This is a genomic window from Bacillus sp. TL12, from assembly GCF_022625245.1.
GTDB lineage: Bacteria > Bacillota > Bacilli > Bacillales > Bacillaceae_G > Bacillus_A.
In genome coordinates this window covers 163963-178547 of sequence record NZ_JAJJBY010000004.1, presented here as the reverse complement: position 1 = coordinate 178547, position 14585 = coordinate 163963, and the positions used below count along the sequence as shown (strand labels likewise).

Below are 14585 nucleotides of genomic sequence, written 5' to 3'. Positions count from 1 at the left end.
ATTTTAAAAACAATTCATTTAACATAAATTTCCGCGATAAATCTTGTATCACAATCACCTTGATAAATAGGTATTACCGTTCCGATTGTTGAACTTGTGTGCGGAACGTGTATTCATATATTCAAACCTTCCCAACACCCTCACAAATCCTGTTATATCAATGTTTTTCAAATTATCCCTTTTCAAAATATATTCAACTTTTTTTCTATAAAGTGGGGCAAAGGTGGGGCGTAACTAAAATACCTCACTTAAATATGATGCAGAAAAGTATTTACCCTATAAAGATGTATGACCAAAATTGAAACAACTAGCTGAGTATTTTAATGAAAATCCAGGACGATTCAATCCGGCACCTATGTAAATGGATATCGAAACTGCCAAAGAAATATTAGAACAAATAGGTACTGATGAAGTTTAAATGTTTTAATAAAATAAAAAAGGATTCCCTTTTACCTTACTTCACATATACGTAGGCTTCGTTTGCAGTAACATAGTATGTCTTTCCCTTACTATTGTATACCTTGTACTGTGGTGATCCATTAACAGTTATATTTACATCGATTATAAATACTATACTCATCTCTACTATTCAAGCCATATCTAATCTCTTTATCTATTATTTCATTCCTGGCAAAGTCCTTTCTCTCATTATGAACTCTCCGCTCCCAACTGAAGATTGTAAACACACACATGTTATAAAAAGGAATTTTTTAAGGAAAACATAGCCAATTATTGTTATAATTAAATCCGCAATATTTTTCCAGGAGGATTCCTATGAAGAACAGTAGGATAATGGACATACATACTAGGCACTCCCCTCCTTAATACATTCATAGAAATATAGAAAGGGTTTATGCGATGGGACAATTTCAAAGTAATTTTCAAGCGGCACAACAAATCGCTACGCAGATGAGAAATGCTTCGGATACAATCCAAAGTGCGACAAATCGTTCTATAAAAAAGGCGACGCGTACTACACTATCTGTTAACTCCAAAGCACAAGAAGCGAACCAACAGGTTTTAGTTTTGACGAAACAATTTTCCGCCGCCTTTCAACAAGCGGTCGATAATATTCATTCGGTAGCCAAAGAGTTCGAGAGAATGGATCACGAACTTCACAATACTTTTCGCTAATGTGGTAACCTACGTAAAGGTAAAACGGTAGGAGGAAAAAGATGAGTCAAGATATTGAAAAACAAATCAATCAATTAAATCAAAAGTTACGAAGTGTATTTGAAGAACAGGACCGAAATCAATCCGCGATTCACACTCAGGAGCAAACGGAAGCAGATTTTCACGAATGGAAAAGTCGAAGCGATCGTTTGTTTAACCGAATTCTAGAAACTTGGCATGGGGATAAAGAGTTATCTCATTTTTTTATGAATATACGGCAAGAAGCACAACACGTTGAGCGAAAACTTACATTCGAACTGGAAAACCAAAAAGAAACGTTGCTTAAAGAAAGACGAGACCTGAGTGATTTAGAAAACGACCTTTCCTATCACCAACAACAATTGGCAAGGGAGGTCAATGCATGAGTTTAAATATGTATTTGGGAGAAGTACAAAGCCAGACTCAAAGCATGAACGCTGTATGTACCGCTACCATTCAAGGTATGGAACAAGCTATTCAGTCGATTGAAGCTTTCGCAAGCGATACTGTCTTGCAAGGGCAAACATATGATAGTGCAAAAGCTTTTTTTGTAGAAGCCTTTCTTCCTTTAGCACAAGGAATTATTTATTTGTGTGAAGAATTAATTCGTCAAAATGATACTTTTCCGAGTGATTTTCAATCACAAGTCGCTTCAACTGATGTCATTGAACAAGAAATATTAGAACAAATTCGAGAAATTGACCGAATGAAAACAAGTATGGAAGCTGTCAGTCAAGCTATGCCAATCCCAGGTATGGATGCTATGGCGAATCTTTTTACTGTCATGAGAAAAAAACTGCAAGAAAAGTTAGATCATTTGTATGAGTTCAACCAAACATCTAGTAATAACTATAATACAGCAATTCAATTAGCCGCTAGCATCGCGGCGGGTTTGGCGGAAGTCCAAAGCGGAAAAGGTTTTAGTTTTGCCAGTGGCACTTTTAGTACGCAAGGATTAAATATGGCATGGGCAGATTCTATTCAAGAATATTTAGATACTAACATTCGTTTGGATAATAGAATTAAATCAAGTGATGTAGTAGAATCAGATACATTACAAGATGGTACTTCTGAAAAAAATATACTTGAAAAAGTTGTGAGTGGTGTCTGGTATGGTTCTGGACAATTTATTGGAGGAATCGTAGAATTTTTTGATTCACTAGACGATACAGTAGCAAAAGAAAACATGAAATATGCTATAGGTCACCCTCTAGAAACAGCGTCTACTGCATGGAATACTTTTTCAAATTCATTTATGAATGATGTTTGGAATGGGGATGCTGAAAGTCGTACAAGGTGGGGTACGAATCTTTTTATGCAAGTTGGATTAGCAGGAGCAGGAGATAAAGGGTTAAATAAAATAGGCAAAGTAACTACACTCGGTGAAGGTGTGAATCTAGCAAAATTCTCAGAAGGTATCTCGTCCGTTTCGAATCAAATACCATTGAAAGACCGATTTGCTTTTGCTGATGGAAGTGGTATGCGATCTAAATTTAATGCACCTGATTTTAGACAAGCTAAAGATACTTTCTTATTCTTTAATCCGTTTAAATCTCACCCTAATTCTATTTATAAAAACAATGGCACCGTTGAACATATATTTCACGGGAATATAAATAGAGAAGGAGCTGCAGGAGGATATCATCATAAAAGCATGATGGGAAAAGGTGGAATTTTACACATTATTGATCCTCCTGATGCAAACGGAGTATATAGAGCAAAAGTCAAAGTTGATAATCAAGTTAAAGGAGCGCCGTCCACATTTTTTCCAGATGACTGGAGTCGAACACAAGTCTTAAAAGCTATTGAAGAAGCTTATGGAAATGCTAGATTTCAAGCTGGCTCAAGTAATGCATATATTGGAGTAACTTCAAATGGAATGAAAATCAGAATGTTTCTTACTCCAAATAGAAAAATTATATCGGCGTTTCCAATTTATAAAAGATAGGAGCAAGAAAAATGAAATATAGTTATGAATTTATTGTTGGCCCATATGATACATTATTAATAAAATTACCTTCAGAAATATCTATAGTTGCAGATTTTTTAGCTTCTGATATACAAGGCGGGACCGCCGAACCATGGATTACAGAAATCGATCAAGTGTTAAACGGGAAAGAAGAATCCTCCAAATTTGGAGGGAATGCCTGTGACTTAGAAATAAAACCAGATTTCACACATATCTCAAATCGTTATGTTGAAGATGAAGATTATTCATGTACAATTGAAACTTCTGAGTTAAGAGAATTAATTTTAATATGGGAAGCAGAGAATCTAAAGTATGAAAAATAAGCCAATTCTTATGAATTGGCTTATTTTTGCTTCGTTTGCAGTAACATAGTATTGCCCTTATTGTTGTCAATCGCTAATGGAAGAACGAGCTCGTCAGGCTGAAAACATAGATAGATAGATCAACCCAATATAGTTCACGTGTATTTGATGGTGATTTAAGGCAACACGAAGATAAAGGCGAACATTTAATGGAAAAGCATGTTGAAATATCTAATGAAGCATTGGCTCAACGCTTAATAGATGATCCAGATATCACAGGGTCTTCATCTTTTAATGATTTAGAAACAGCCCAAAAAGTTGCTGATGAAATGTTAACCAATCCTCAAAATATACGTAAAATAGAAAGGTGGTTAGCTGATCCTTACAGCCGGCCAACGTTAGGGTTAAAGTATAGAGGTGATGAAGTTATTGGTCGATCTATTGTAAGAGGATCTGAAAATGTTTTAGAGGTAACTAATGCTAAAATTATCTTAAAAAAAGACGGACAAGGAAGTTATATTCGAACAGGATATCCTGTAAGATAGAAATTTAGAAGGATACTTATGAATGATAAAGATTATATGCATGAAGAATTAAGTGATTTTTTAGAGGGAACATTTCATCAAGATATGGGGACAGCAGAAAAAGCCTTAAATGAATTTATAGAAGAAGCCCACAAAGTGTGTATAGAAAATACTATAAAGTACATAACTGCATTTTTAAAAAGTGATTTATCCACACAAGAAAAAGAAGAGTTTATTGAATATTATGCTGAAATTTATTTTCCTTCTTTAAAACTTACTCCTATAGAATGGCTCGAACAAACAGTTGAGACGTTAAAACAAGCATTAAAAAACACTTAATAAGAAAAATCGACCGCCCGTAAAAGGCGGTCTTTTTTCGTTAAATTAACGAACATTCACATACGCATCACTAGCCGTAATATAGTACGTACTCCCTTTCGAATTGTCACAAAAACGTTGTTTTATCAAGGTTTTATAAAAGTGATGTTTCATAGTGTAAAATGTACCTTTATGTTTATTTACACTTTTTGCTCGAGAAGTTTTCGGGTATAGATGGTTACCCATTTCCTTGGCAGCAATCCCACAGATTTAGCCATGAGTTTATTTTTAAAGCCAGGGATGATTACCCTTTTATTCTTCATTAATCCTTCAAAGCCGCACTTAGCAACCGTTTGCGGATCCAACATGTTCTTATTGAACACTTTCGTGCCCGCTTCGGCGAATTGCTGCGTGAGCGGTGTTTTGGTAAAACTGGGACATAGTACAGAAACTTGAACCCCGGTTCCTTTCAGTTCTTCAGCAATCGCTTCCGAAAAGGATAAGACGTACGATTTACTCGCTCCATACATCGACATTCGTGGAACTGGCTGAAAGGCCGCTAGTGAAGCCACGTTCAAGATTTTACCTTACTTTCGTTTCACCATGTCATCCGCAAAAAGTTTGGTTAAATACGTAAGCGAGATCATATTGAGCTGTAGATATTCCATTTCCTTCTGAATATCCACTTCCGTCATGAATCCAAACCCGCCAGCTCCGGCATTATTAATCAATATATCGATGTCAATTCCCTCGGTTTTCAAGTGTCGATGCAAGCTCTCTACCGTTGTATAGTTGCCTAAATCGCCGGCAAAAGTATTCACTTGCATGCCATAATCCTTTTTAAAATTCTCGGCTTGTCGCTCCAATGACGCTGCGTCTCTGGCGACTAACACCAAGTTATAGCTATGACTTGCGAAAATTTTAGCGAATTCCAAACCGATTCCTTTTGTCGCACCTGTAATTAAAACAGTTTCTGTTGTCATCCGTTGCCTCCCCATGTATTATTTATCCAGTTAAGAAATGAGAAATTTCTTTATCCATACCTCGAACAACAGATTCAGGATCTGTTACATCCATTGCCAGGACAAGTGCTCGTTTCCCTAATACTCTGATCTCTTTCACAACTTTCTCGTAAGCCTCTATACGACGCGAACATACTACAACGCTTGCATCTTCCTTTACCAACGTAAGCACGTTTAGTCTCCGTTAACCTGCTACCATCTCCATTAACTATTTCTGTCTGTCCTGTTAAACCAAACAATTGTTTAGATGACATTCTAGACACCTCCATAATTTTTAATATTCCAAAATTTATAAATATTCTTATTGTTTTTGATTATACTCATAAATTATAATTAAATAAAATTAAAGATTTTAATGTGTAAGTAAGTATTACTAATATTCAAAAAGGGGGACCGTCATGAACATTGAGCAATTAGTATATATTATTGAGGTTTCAAAACACAGTTCTCTGACTATAGCAGCACAGAATCTTCATGTGACCCAATCCACAATCAGCCAATCTATTACCAGCTTAGAAAAGGAGTTAGGGATTAAGATTCTTAATCGCTCACGAGGACACGGTGCTGTACCAACTGATGAAGGTAGAATCATTCTAAAACTTGCCTACGGAGTACTGAAAAAAATTGAAGAAATAAAAGAGACAGCCAACTCATTCAATTCCATGGAAGTAGGGGAATTAAGATTATCTTCTTTACCGGGATTGACGACGTTTCTAGTAAAAGCTATAGCCGCTTTTAGACATGAATATCCACATGTAAATGTGGAGGTTACTGAAAAAAGTGGGCCTGCTGTGATTGAAGATATTCGACAGCATAAGACCGACATCGGACTGATTACGTATTCGGCCGATTTAAATGTAAACATGGAAGGAATAGTTTTTGAAACACTATTTGAAGGGAAACAGAAAGTATATGTTTCTAAGCATTCTCCCTTAGCAGTTCTTGGTGCCATAACTCCTCATGATATACTAGATCAAACTCTCGTTACATATAAAGGTGAATTTATGCAGTATTTTGTTCAAGATTTCTTTAACAAATATAAACCCTTAAAAATCCTATTTACATCAAACAATATGGATGGAGTTCTCCAAGCCATCATCGAAAGTTTAGCTATTACATTTGCCCCTGATTTCGTAATGAAAAATTATTCCCCTGTCATCAATGGTGATATCGTTCCGGTTGATTTGATGAATCATAGGACTGTAAATATTTCTTTAGGGATGGTTCAATCAGAGAATAAACATTTATCCACTTTTGCCAACAAATATATTCATCATCTAAAATCCAAAATTATTAAGAGTTAAGAAAGAAAAAAGAGAAGCATCTTCGTCGCATGTGAACGTCGATCTTCTCTTTTTTACGAATCTATCTTTTAGAATTTAGTCACATCGACAGGTTCAATTCCTTCAGCTGCGCAATGATCATGGTATTTTTTCAGGAATGACTGCCAATTATCTCTGGCAATAATTTCTCCATTCTCACCTAAATAGTCTAATGTTCCTTCAACAATATTAAGCGTAATAACCTCTTCATCTCCTACAGCTTGAGGTGTATGTGAGGAGCCAGCTGGCTCATAAACAACATCACCAGCTTTGGAGACCCAAGGATCCTCGAGATATCTCCAAGTACCTTGGACGGTATAAACAATAACCGTACCAGGATGAAAATGAGCAGGAAGTTGCATAGCCGCAGGAACTTTTAATAGCGTAACCGTCTGTCCTGTCACCGGGTTTGCCTTAAGCAATTTAAACTTCGCATCTCCAAAATAAGGAATCCAAGGTAAATCATCTGGACAAATATTATTGGCATGAAATGCCACTACCTCTTTTACACTTTTTACGTTGCTCACTTATATCCCCTCTTTCATTTTTTTGAAATCCGCATATTGATATTGATAACGCTTACACTAGTCAAAGGATTAACTATTGCAAATTTATTATTTTCAGCATATTCATAATTAAAGATTAAGTAAAATTATTATTTATAACTTATAATTAAGTTATATTAATTTACACCATCAATTTGATATATTCACGAATTAAGTTTAATTATTTGGGTGGAATTTACTTAGCGCCAAGTCCCCCATCAAGAGTCAATATTTGTCCTGTACAATAATCAGAAGCTGCTGAAGCAAAATAAAGGACTGCTCCTACTAAATCTTTGTCTTCACCTAACCTCCTTACTGGAACTTGGGAGGCGATAATCGGGCCGGCCTTATGCACAAGTGTTCCCGGTATTTCTGGGTTATTCATTCCAGTAGTGAAAACTCCAGGAGCAATGGAATTCACATGTACTCCATGGCGACCCCACTTAACTGCAAGATCCTTCGTTAAAGTCATAACTGCACCCTTACTTGTTGTATATCCTACAGAATCTACAGCTTCTGGGTCAGTACCTTTAAAGCCGATTGAAGAAGAAATGTTAATGATTTTTCCGTATTCGTTGTCTATCATATGTCTTCCTACAGCCTGACACATTAAAAATGTTCCTGTCACATTTGTATCGAGCATAGCTTGCCATTGTGTTAAAGGCATGTCCGTAGCAGGCGTTTCAAAAACCGTTCCGCTACTGTTGACTAAAATTTCGATTTTTCCAAAATGAGAAACCGCTATCTCCACACCTTGAGCGATAGATTCAGGAACTGTTACATCCAATGATAAAGCAAATGCTTGTCCTCCTAACGCCTCGATTTCTGTCACAACTTCTTCGCAAACTTCTATACGACGTGAGCAAACTACCACATTTGCACCGGCCTCAGCCAACGCTAGTGCCATTACACGCCCTAACCCGCTACCACCTCCGGTAACCATTGCTGTCTGTCCTGTTAAATCAAACAATTGTTTATATGACATTCTAGACACCTCCTGAATTTAGAATATTCAAAATTTTTAAAAATAGTTATGTTATTGATTATACTCATAAGTTATAATTAAATAAAATTAAAGTTTTTAATGTGTAAATAAATATTATTAATATTCAAAAAGGAGTACAAAATCAATATTGAACAATTATCATATATATGGGCGGAGTTTTCCAAGTCATCATTGAAAGTTCGACTATTACATTTGCTCTTGATCTCGTAATGAAAAATTATCCCCCTGTCATCAGGGATGATATCGTTCCAATTGATTTGGTGATTCATTAGCACTTAAATATTTCTTTTGGGTTGGTTCAATCAGAGGATACCCTGCTTTTTTTGCTACCTGCGAAGCTCCAAATTCTGTCGTGCACCTATTTCACTTTATCTTCTACTTCAATATAATCATCAGAGTAAGTCTCGGACATCTTCTCTTGACAATTCCAGCACACACTGCGATTGCGCTCCATAATGGCTAATTCTTCATGACAATGCACACAACAATCCATTTATGCAACCTCCTTTTCATATTTACTCCTTTCTTTCCCTACTCGATCCATCATTGATTTTCAAATACTTACTTGCTCCTCTGCTTTTATTGTTGTGTGACCTCGCTTCGCGGGACGTACAACAATCAAAAACAATAATCCAATAACGAACATACCCAAAGCAGTTACTTGAAATCCATAATGATATCCCATTGCCTCAGTCGCTGCATACTGGATGAAATACCCGAATACGAGCGGAGCAATAATACTTGTTGAGCTTGCAAGAGCAACGTAGGTCCCTTGTGCTTTTCCGATATTTTTGGGAGAAAAAAAATCCATCAATATTGCAGGTGTAAGTGAAAGAATGACATACGCAAAACCTGGAGCAAGGGTGAAGAACAGGATGGATATAGCACTTGAATGCACGGTATTTGCCATATATACACAAAGAGCAGATAGCACCATCATGGAACCGGCAAGATTTATTCGTGCTTTACGAATATCCCCAGTTTTACGATAAATCCGGTCTGATAGCATGGAAAATCCGATTTGGCTAATGGCAGCGAAAAGAAAAGGTAAAGACACGGCTAGTTTTAATGTTTGACCATTAAAATGTTGAACTTTGGTAAAGTATGCCGGAAACCATATTGCTTGAACAGACAATAACCAATAGGCACACCCTCCACACAAAATGATAAAAACAAAATTTTTAGATAAAAGATGCGGAAGAAACTGACGCCAAGTAACCTTGGAGATGGGTGATGAGTGCTGCTCCTCTTGATGAAATGAAGGCAACCCGATTTCTTGTGGACTTTCTTTACCGAAAATGCCCCATAAAACTAATACAATCAGTCCAACAATACCCATGACTATAAAAGCAGATCTCCATCCATATTGATTGATTAAGGAGATTAATAATGGTGAAGCAATTGCAGGCCCAATTGTTGCTCCACAGAGAACAGCGCCAAAGCCTATACCATGTCTATGTTTTGGGAACCATTTTCCCACTATAGCCGTTGATAGAGCAGGGGCTGCGCCTTCGCCTGCTCCCAAAAGCATCCTTGTAAGCACTAGCAGAGACAGACTAGAAACAAAAGGTGTAACAAATTGAACAATCAACCATACCAGCGACATCCAAGTTAACATTTTTTTCGTGTTTTTGGAATCGGCCATACCACCAAGAATGATAGAGGAAAAGGTAAAGAACCAAAAAAAGGAACTTCCCACCAATCCCCATTGTGAAGGACTTAAATGTAACTCTTCCATTACAGGAACGAAAACCAAACCAATGATAATTTTATCAACTTGGTTGATCATACCAGAAGCAACTAGAAATAATAATATAACCCAAGAATATTTTGGGGTGTTCAATATAAAAATCCCCCCTACCTTAAGTTTTCTACAATACCACCAGCTGTTTTTCCACGTATGAGAATACCACCGTGACCTGCTTTACTTGTCCTTTCAACAATAAACATCGCAAAATCAGGTGCAATTTCTCGGCCATTTGGCATGGTAAGCCACAATCTTAGTTAATGACGTTTGCGTTCCGGTTCTTCATAATCTTCATATGCAGTACGTGAATGAAGAACGATATGATTATTAACAAATTGCACATATAAATTATAACTTTTTAAGTGTTCCCCCCTCCTTCCCCTATATGAAATCGCTTTAAATAACAACCGTTACGATTGCATCAATTGTTATTTAATTCATTATATTCATAATTTTTAGTTAAATAAAATTAAAAATTTTAATGTACAAGTAAGTATTACTAATATTTAATTACTAGTAAAAGTTAGAGTCACTTTTAGACATGAGTATCCATATGTAAATCTGCAGATTCAGTGCTTCAAATTTTGTCATGTATCTCCCTTCCTTCCCTCAATAAAGTGAAAATTGGGGTTTTCTTTATCCTCCACTTATGGAAAACTCTCACCAATCGGGCTTTTACGGGTAACTATTCTTCTCTATCTTCTTCGCTTCTCTCAACCTTGAGGTGGCCACGAATAGAGGGATAAACAATAATAGGAGTACGTTCATCCTCTTGAAGAGCCTATTCGATCGTACAAGAAAAATAAAAGACTGATACATTTCACTAAGGTATCGGTCCTATTTTCATTATTTACAAAATAGCTTTTTTTGTTTTACATTAGTAATACTTAATTACAAATTAAAATTTTTAATTTTATTTAATTATAATTTATCTGTAGAATCAAGAATAGAAATGATTTAATATTCCAAAAATTGATTTTCAAGTTTGGGCTTTTACGGTTAAATCAAAACAGGAGGTTGAACTATGGACTTAAAGTTATCTGAAAAAAAAGCACTTATTGTTGGAGGAAGCCGCGGGATTGGTAAAGCTACTGCCCGCCAGTTGGCCCTGGAAGGTGTAGATTGTACGATTTGTTCAAGAAACGAATCCTCACTAAAAATTGCTGCAGAGGAATTAGCCCAAGAAACAAAAAGAAATATCTATCCGATTGTGGCAGATACCACTGATCCTGACTCTATCCTAAATTTAGTTGAAAAATCAGCAGCAGCAATGGGTGGCATCGATATTTTAATCAACAGTGGAGCCCGTGTTGGCGGCTTTGAGCCAGAGGATTTTAATAGTATTACAGATGAACTTATTTTGAAAGATTTTGAAGAAAAGTATATGGGCTATTTTCGTTGTATCCGAGCTGTAGCTCCTTTTATGATAGAAAATAATTGGGGACGTATTATAAATATAAGTGGTCTGGCTGCTAGAATTGGCGGCAATTATTTTAGTTCCGGTCCACGTAATGCATCTGTTGTCCATTTAACAAAATCCGCATCATTAGAATTAGGAAAGCACGGAATTAACGTCAATGCTGTTTATCCAGGGATTGTTGATACGGAAATGTTTAGAAACCGAGTCACTAACGAAGAGGCTGTGCGTCAGATGGCAGCACTCAATGCACTCGGCCGATTGATTACAGTAGAAGAAATTGCTAATGTCATTACCTTCCTGGCTTCACCTTTAGCGGCATCGATTACTGGTGATGTCATTTCGGTAACCGGCGGAATTGGAGATACCGTTTTTTACTAAAAAACTAGGATTGATATTGTAACTGTATCGTAGATTACCAATAGTAGTGTATTTAAAAAACGAGCCTCACTAAAAGCTGAGGCTCGTTTTTTAGAACTTTTTGATTTCAATCTATCCCTATTGTATATTTAGCAGTATTCAAGAACTTGTCAATCTTAGAAACAGTTGATTCAATGTTCTTTGGGAAAATAGCTATGTGTGCAAAAAAGCCGTGGATCATACCGAGTTCACATGCATATTCAACTTGCACACCAAATTTTCTCAGACGTTCGGCATAAGCCATTCCTTCATCCCGAAGCACATCATTTTCTGCTGTGATTACGATTGCTGGCGGGAGACCAGTTAAATCTTCAGCAACTAAAGGAGAAGCGTATTCATTATATCTGTCCTCATCATTCCTTAAATAATGATCACGGAACCAAATCAGCTGTTCGCGATCTAGCCCAAATCCTTTTGCAAATGTTTGATGGGATTCCGTATTAAACTCAAGATTTGTCGCAGGGTAGATTAAGACCTGTGCAGTGATGTCAGGGCCTTTTCTGTCTCTCGCCATCATAGTAACTACTGTCGCTAGATTTCCACCTACGCTATCTCCTCCGACTGCCAATCTAGTAACATCTCCGTTAAAAGAGGCCCCTTCTTCATAAACCCATTCCAATGCCGCATATGCGTCTTCCACTGGAGTAGGGAACTTATACTCTGGAGCGAGACGGTAGTTTATTGATACGACAATACTAGCCGTTCTATTTGCGATCATTCGGCAACTTGCATCCATCGCTTCAATATCTCCTAGAACCCATCCTCCACCATGGTAGTAAATAAATATCGGGAAGGGACCTTGCCCCTCCGGTATGTATACCCTACATTTGATTTCTTCATCTTGACTTACCGGTATCATTAAATTTTCTACCTTTGAAACCAGATTTAATTTTACAGCAGGGCGCGGTGCATTGGAGAGCATATCTCTTACTGCCTCTGGATCCATCATATGAATAGGCGGCATCTGATTAAATGCTTGTAAATATTTTTCTGCCTGCGGATCTAAATTTGCCATGAAACATCATCCTCACTTCAATTTATTTTAAAACTAACTCGGATATTTCCTAAACCTTTATTCCTGTTCTGATACCTTCACATGAACTTCATAATAAAAAATCATACAATGGTGATTTTACTTATCACCAGCTGTATATCCCGCATTAACTGGCAGTAAGAGACCGCTTGCACGAGCTTTCCATCAGCGGGGATGAAGCCCCCACTGATAGAAGTTTCACTTTATCTATTTACAGGTACCCCTCCAATATAAAACTCGAAATCTGGGGCAATTTTTCGACCATTTGGCATCATAAGCCACAATCTTAATAAATGACGTTTGCGGTCATCTTCTTCATAATCTTCAAATACTGTGCGTGAATGCATAACTGTGTAATTATTAACGAATTGCATATCACCTGGTTCCATCATCATATCAATATGCATGTTCTTATCATGAGTAAGGGAATCTAGTAAATCAAATGCTTCGATTTCTAATTTCGTCAAAGAAACATCTGTTTTCGTTTGTGCAGATTCGATATAATTCCGTATCCATCTGCAGCTCAATTTACCATCGTAATAACTAAAGATTGGTGATGGAACTACTGGAGATGAACCTGGTGCTTCTTCCCCGCGAAGATCATGGAAGAATGGACGATAAAGAATTCCAAGATACTCTGGGTACTTCTCAAGAATTTCATTATAAATAGCCATAGAACTTGCGATACTACTTAAACCACCAGATTTTGCTTTGCGAAGGCATAGTAAACCAACTACATCAGCGAGGTCTGTGTGATAAGGAAGGTGTACATTCGTTTGGTATCCACGTACACTTGTATTTTTAAAGTCGAGACCTACGTCTTTGATATGCCCTAAAAGGTCACCTTTTTTGCTTTGAATGATTGGAATACCTAGGTAAAGTCCGAGACCCCAGTAAATGATGCTCGCTTCTTCATCAGTATAACGTTCCATTGGCAATCCACGAATCAATAGGAACCCTCTACCATTCTCCAACTCGTCAACAAAGTCAGTGATTTCGTCAGCAATATCCGAAATAGGGAAATCCTCTTTTCCAAAATCAGGGGCTTTTAATCCCTTACGCTGAACATGTAATACAGCCTTCTCAAGTGCAGCAATCGTTTTCTCGGACAAATAATAAATCCATGAATCATCCTTAGCTAGTTCAATACCCTTCCACGCTGAACGCTCTTGAATTTTTTCCTTTAAAATGATCGACATAAATAATCCTCCTTTATTAAGTTGGTTATTTTCTTACTTAAGATGACTGAATTTTTTAGCGTTAACAATGAAGAAAAGCGAAGCATCTTTATCGCCCTTGGACCCGAACCTCTCACTACCTTCCAAAACATTAATAACGTTTACATTGGTGTTATGACTGAATATTCGGAATATATTTTTTAGTATACTTATAATTATAAATTAAATAAAATTGTTATTTTTAATTTGTAAATAAGTTGTATTAATATATACCGGCATCCAATCTCACAAACTAACCCTTTCAAAAAACGAAGTAATAGATTCATTGACCAAATAATCAATCAACATAGTTATGGTCACCTTGTAAGTGACATCCAAGTTAACATTTTTTTCGTATTTTTGGAATCGACCATACCACCAAGAATGATAGAAGAAAAGGTAAAGAACCAAAAGAAGGAACTTCCCACCAATCCCCATTGTGAAGGACTTAAATGTAACTCTTTCATTAGGGGAACGGAAACCAAACCAATAATAATTTTATCAACTTGGTTAATCATACCTGATGCAACTAGAAATAATAATATAATCCAAGAATACTTTGGAGTGCTCAACGTATAACTCCCCCTTATT

16 protein-coding genes and 3 pseudogenes are annotated in these 14585 nt (G+C 36.7%); 8 read left to right on the top strand and 11 right to left on the bottom strand.

The features are described 5' to 3' along the window. Nucleotides 1-454: 454 nt before the first annotated feature. Nucleotides 455-568, bottom strand: a pseudogene (locus tag LOK41_RS05965) (N-acetylmuramoyl-L-alanine amidase); the annotation flags it as partial. Nucleotides 569-858: 290 nt separating this feature from the next. Here LOK41_RS05965 and LOK41_RS05960 point away from each other — a divergent pair. From LOK41_RS05960 to LOK41_RS05935, 6 genes and pseudogenes are all read left to right on the top strand, one after another. After that, complete coding sequence (locus tag LOK41_RS05960) at nt 859-1134, top strand: TIGR04197 family type VII secretion effector (protein WP_241815680.1); 276 nt, start codon at nt 859-861, stop codon at nt 1132-1134. Between the two features lie 41 nt (nt 1135-1175). Beyond that, on the top strand, nt 1176-1538 hold the full coding sequence (locus LOK41_RS05955; protein ID WP_241815679.1) for a DUF3958 family protein: 363 nt from the start codon (nt 1176-1178) through the stop codon (nt 1536-1538). Continuing rightward, nucleotides 1535-3100 carry an EndoU domain-containing protein gene (locus LOK41_RS05950; RefSeq protein ID WP_241815678.1) on the top strand — a complete coding sequence of 522 codons (1566 nt, stop codon included), beginning with the start codon at nt 1535-1537 and terminating at the stop codon, nt 3098-3100. Before LOK41_RS05955 ends, LOK41_RS05950 begins: the two co-directional genes overlap by 4 nt. An 11-nt stretch (nt 3101-3111) precedes the next feature. Beyond that, nucleotides 3112-3444 carry a hypothetical protein gene (locus LOK41_RS05945; RefSeq protein WP_241815677.1) on the top strand — a complete coding sequence of 111 codons (333 nt, stop codon included), beginning with the start codon at nt 3112-3114 and terminating at the stop codon, nt 3442-3444. A 110-nt stretch (nt 3445-3554) separates the two neighbouring features. Further along, nucleotides 3555-3968: pseudogene (locus tag LOK41_RS05940) on the top strand (RNase A-like domain-containing protein); the annotation flags it as partial. A gap of 18 nt (nt 3969-3986) precedes the next feature. After that, nucleotides 3987-4286, top strand: a complete 300-nt coding sequence (locus tag LOK41_RS05935; protein ID WP_241815675.1) for a contact-dependent growth inhibition system immunity protein — start codon at nt 3987-3989, stop codon at nt 4284-4286. A gap of 179 nt (nt 4287-4465) precedes the next feature. On the opposite strand, the pseudogene LOK41_RS05930 reads toward LOK41_RS05935, so the two are convergent. Then, nucleotides 4466-5248: pseudogene (locus tag LOK41_RS05930) on the bottom strand (SDR family NAD(P)-dependent oxidoreductase). Nucleotides 5249-5270: 22 nt separating this feature from the next. Next, nucleotides 5271-5459, bottom strand: coding sequence for an SDR family NAD(P)-dependent oxidoreductase (locus tag LOK41_RS05925; RefSeq protein ID WP_241815674.1), 189 nt, complete (start codon nt 5457-5459; stop codon nt 5271-5273). A gap of 226 nt (nt 5460-5685) precedes the next feature. Here LOK41_RS05925 and LOK41_RS05920 point away from each other — a divergent pair, with 226 nt between their 5' ends. Next, the gene (locus LOK41_RS05920; RefSeq protein ID WP_241815673.1) at nt 5686-6591 is read left to right on the top strand and encodes a LysR family transcriptional regulator; all 906 of its coding nucleotides are present in this window, start codon (nt 5686-5688) and stop codon (nt 6589-6591) included. Nucleotides 6592-6659: 68 nt separating this feature from the next. Here LOK41_RS05920 and LOK41_RS05915 read toward each other — a convergent pair whose 3' ends face one another. The 5 genes from LOK41_RS05915 to LOK41_RS28930 form a co-directional block, all read right to left on the bottom strand. Next, entirely contained in the window at nt 6660-7136 is a 477-nt protein-coding gene (locus tag LOK41_RS05915) for a 2,4'-dihydroxyacetophenone dioxygenase family protein (RefSeq protein WP_098523652.1), read from the bottom strand. Nucleotides 7137-7350: 214 nt separating this feature from the next. Beyond that, nucleotides 7351-8139: an SDR family NAD(P)-dependent oxidoreductase gene (locus LOK41_RS05910; protein ID WP_241815672.1), complete on the bottom strand. Its 789-nt coding sequence runs from the start codon at nt 8137-8139 to the stop codon at nt 7351-7353. 379 nt (nt 8140-8518) lie between these two features. After that, nucleotides 8519-8653 (bottom strand): hypothetical protein, encoded by a 135-nt coding sequence (locus LOK41_RS28935; RefSeq protein WP_277818491.1) that lies wholly within the window; start codon nt 8651-8653, stop codon nt 8519-8521. 60 nt (nt 8654-8713) lie between these two features. After that, nucleotides 8714-10003, bottom strand: coding sequence for an MFS transporter (locus LOK41_RS05905; RefSeq protein WP_241815671.1), 1290 nt, complete (start codon nt 10001-10003; stop codon nt 8714-8716). A gap of 14 nt (nt 10004-10017) precedes the next feature. Next, on the bottom strand, nt 10018-10146 hold the full coding sequence (locus LOK41_RS28930; RefSeq protein WP_277818490.1) for a hypothetical protein: 129 nt from the start codon (nt 10144-10146) through the stop codon (nt 10018-10020). Nucleotides 10147-10931: 785 nt separating this feature from the next. Between LOK41_RS28930 and LOK41_RS05900 the strand changes: the two genes are divergently transcribed. Next, complete coding sequence (locus LOK41_RS05900) at nt 10932-11705, top strand: SDR family NAD(P)-dependent oxidoreductase (protein WP_241815670.1); 774 nt, start codon at nt 10932-10934, stop codon at nt 11703-11705. 106 nt (nt 11706-11811) lie between these two features. On the opposite strand, the gene LOK41_RS05895 is transcribed toward LOK41_RS05900, so the two are convergent. The 3 genes from LOK41_RS05895 to LOK41_RS05885 all read right to left on the bottom strand — a co-directional run bounded on the left by LOK41_RS05895 (nt 11812) and on the right by LOK41_RS05885 (nt 14566). After that, entirely contained in the window at nt 11812-12759 is a 948-nt protein-coding gene (locus LOK41_RS05895; RefSeq protein WP_241815669.1) for an alpha/beta hydrolase, read from the bottom strand. A 221-nt stretch (nt 12760-12980) separates the two neighbouring features. Further along, on the bottom strand, nt 12981-13976 hold the full coding sequence (locus LOK41_RS05890) for a TauD/TfdA family dioxygenase (protein ID WP_241815668.1): 996 nt from the start codon (nt 13974-13976) through the stop codon (nt 12981-12983). A gap of 335 nt (nt 13977-14311) precedes the next feature. Next, a complete protein-coding gene (locus LOK41_RS05885) occupies nt 14312-14566 on the bottom strand; it encodes an MFS transporter (RefSeq protein WP_241815667.1) in 255 nt (84 codons plus the stop codon). Nucleotides 14567-14585 lie beyond the last annotated feature (19 nt).

What these genes read in the sequence shown, in the direction of transcription:
- LOK41_RS05960 (WP_241815680.1), top strand. Translation starts at nt 859, where the DNA reads ATGGGACAATTTCAAAGTAATTTTCAAGCGGCACAACAAATCGCTACG.
- LOK41_RS05955 (WP_241815679.1), top strand. Translation starts at nt 1,176, where the DNA reads ATGAGTCAAGATATTGAAAAACAAATCAATCAATTAAATCAAAAGTTA.
- LOK41_RS05950 (WP_241815678.1), top strand. Translation starts at nt 1,535, where the DNA reads ATGAGTTTAAATATGTATTTGGGAGAAGTACAAAGCCAGACTCAAAGC.
- LOK41_RS05945 (WP_241815677.1), top strand. Translation starts at nt 3,112, where the DNA reads ATGAAATATAGTTATGAATTTATTGTTGGCCCATATGATACATTATTA.
- LOK41_RS05935 (WP_241815675.1), top strand. Translation starts at nt 3,987, where the DNA reads ATGAATGATAAAGATTATATGCATGAAGAATTAAGTGATTTTTTAGAG.
- LOK41_RS05920 (WP_241815673.1), top strand. Translation starts at nt 5,686, where the DNA reads ATGAACATTGAGCAATTAGTATATATTATTGAGGTTTCAAAACACAGT.
- LOK41_RS05910 (WP_241815672.1), bottom strand. Translation starts at nt 8,139, where the DNA reads ATGTCATATAAACAATTGTTTGATTTAACAGGACAGACAGCAATGGTT.
- LOK41_RS28935 (WP_277818491.1), bottom strand. Translation starts at nt 8,653, where the DNA reads ATGGATTGTTGTGTGCATTGTCATGAAGAATTAGCCATTATGGAGCGC.
- LOK41_RS28930 (WP_277818490.1), bottom strand. Translation starts at nt 10,146, where the DNA reads ATGCCAAATGGCCGAGAAATTGCACCTGATTTTGCGATGTTTATTGTT.
- LOK41_RS05900 (WP_241815670.1), top strand. Translation starts at nt 10,932, where the DNA reads ATGGACTTAAAGTTATCTGAAAAAAAAGCACTTATTGTTGGAGGAAGC.
- LOK41_RS05895 (WP_241815669.1), bottom strand. Translation starts at nt 12,759, where the DNA reads ATGGCAAATTTAGATCCGCAGGCAGAAAAATATTTACAAGCATTTAAT.
- LOK41_RS05890 (WP_241815668.1), bottom strand. Translation starts at nt 13,976, where the DNA reads ATGTCGATCATTTTAAAGGAAAAAATTCAAGAGCGTTCAGCGTGGAAG.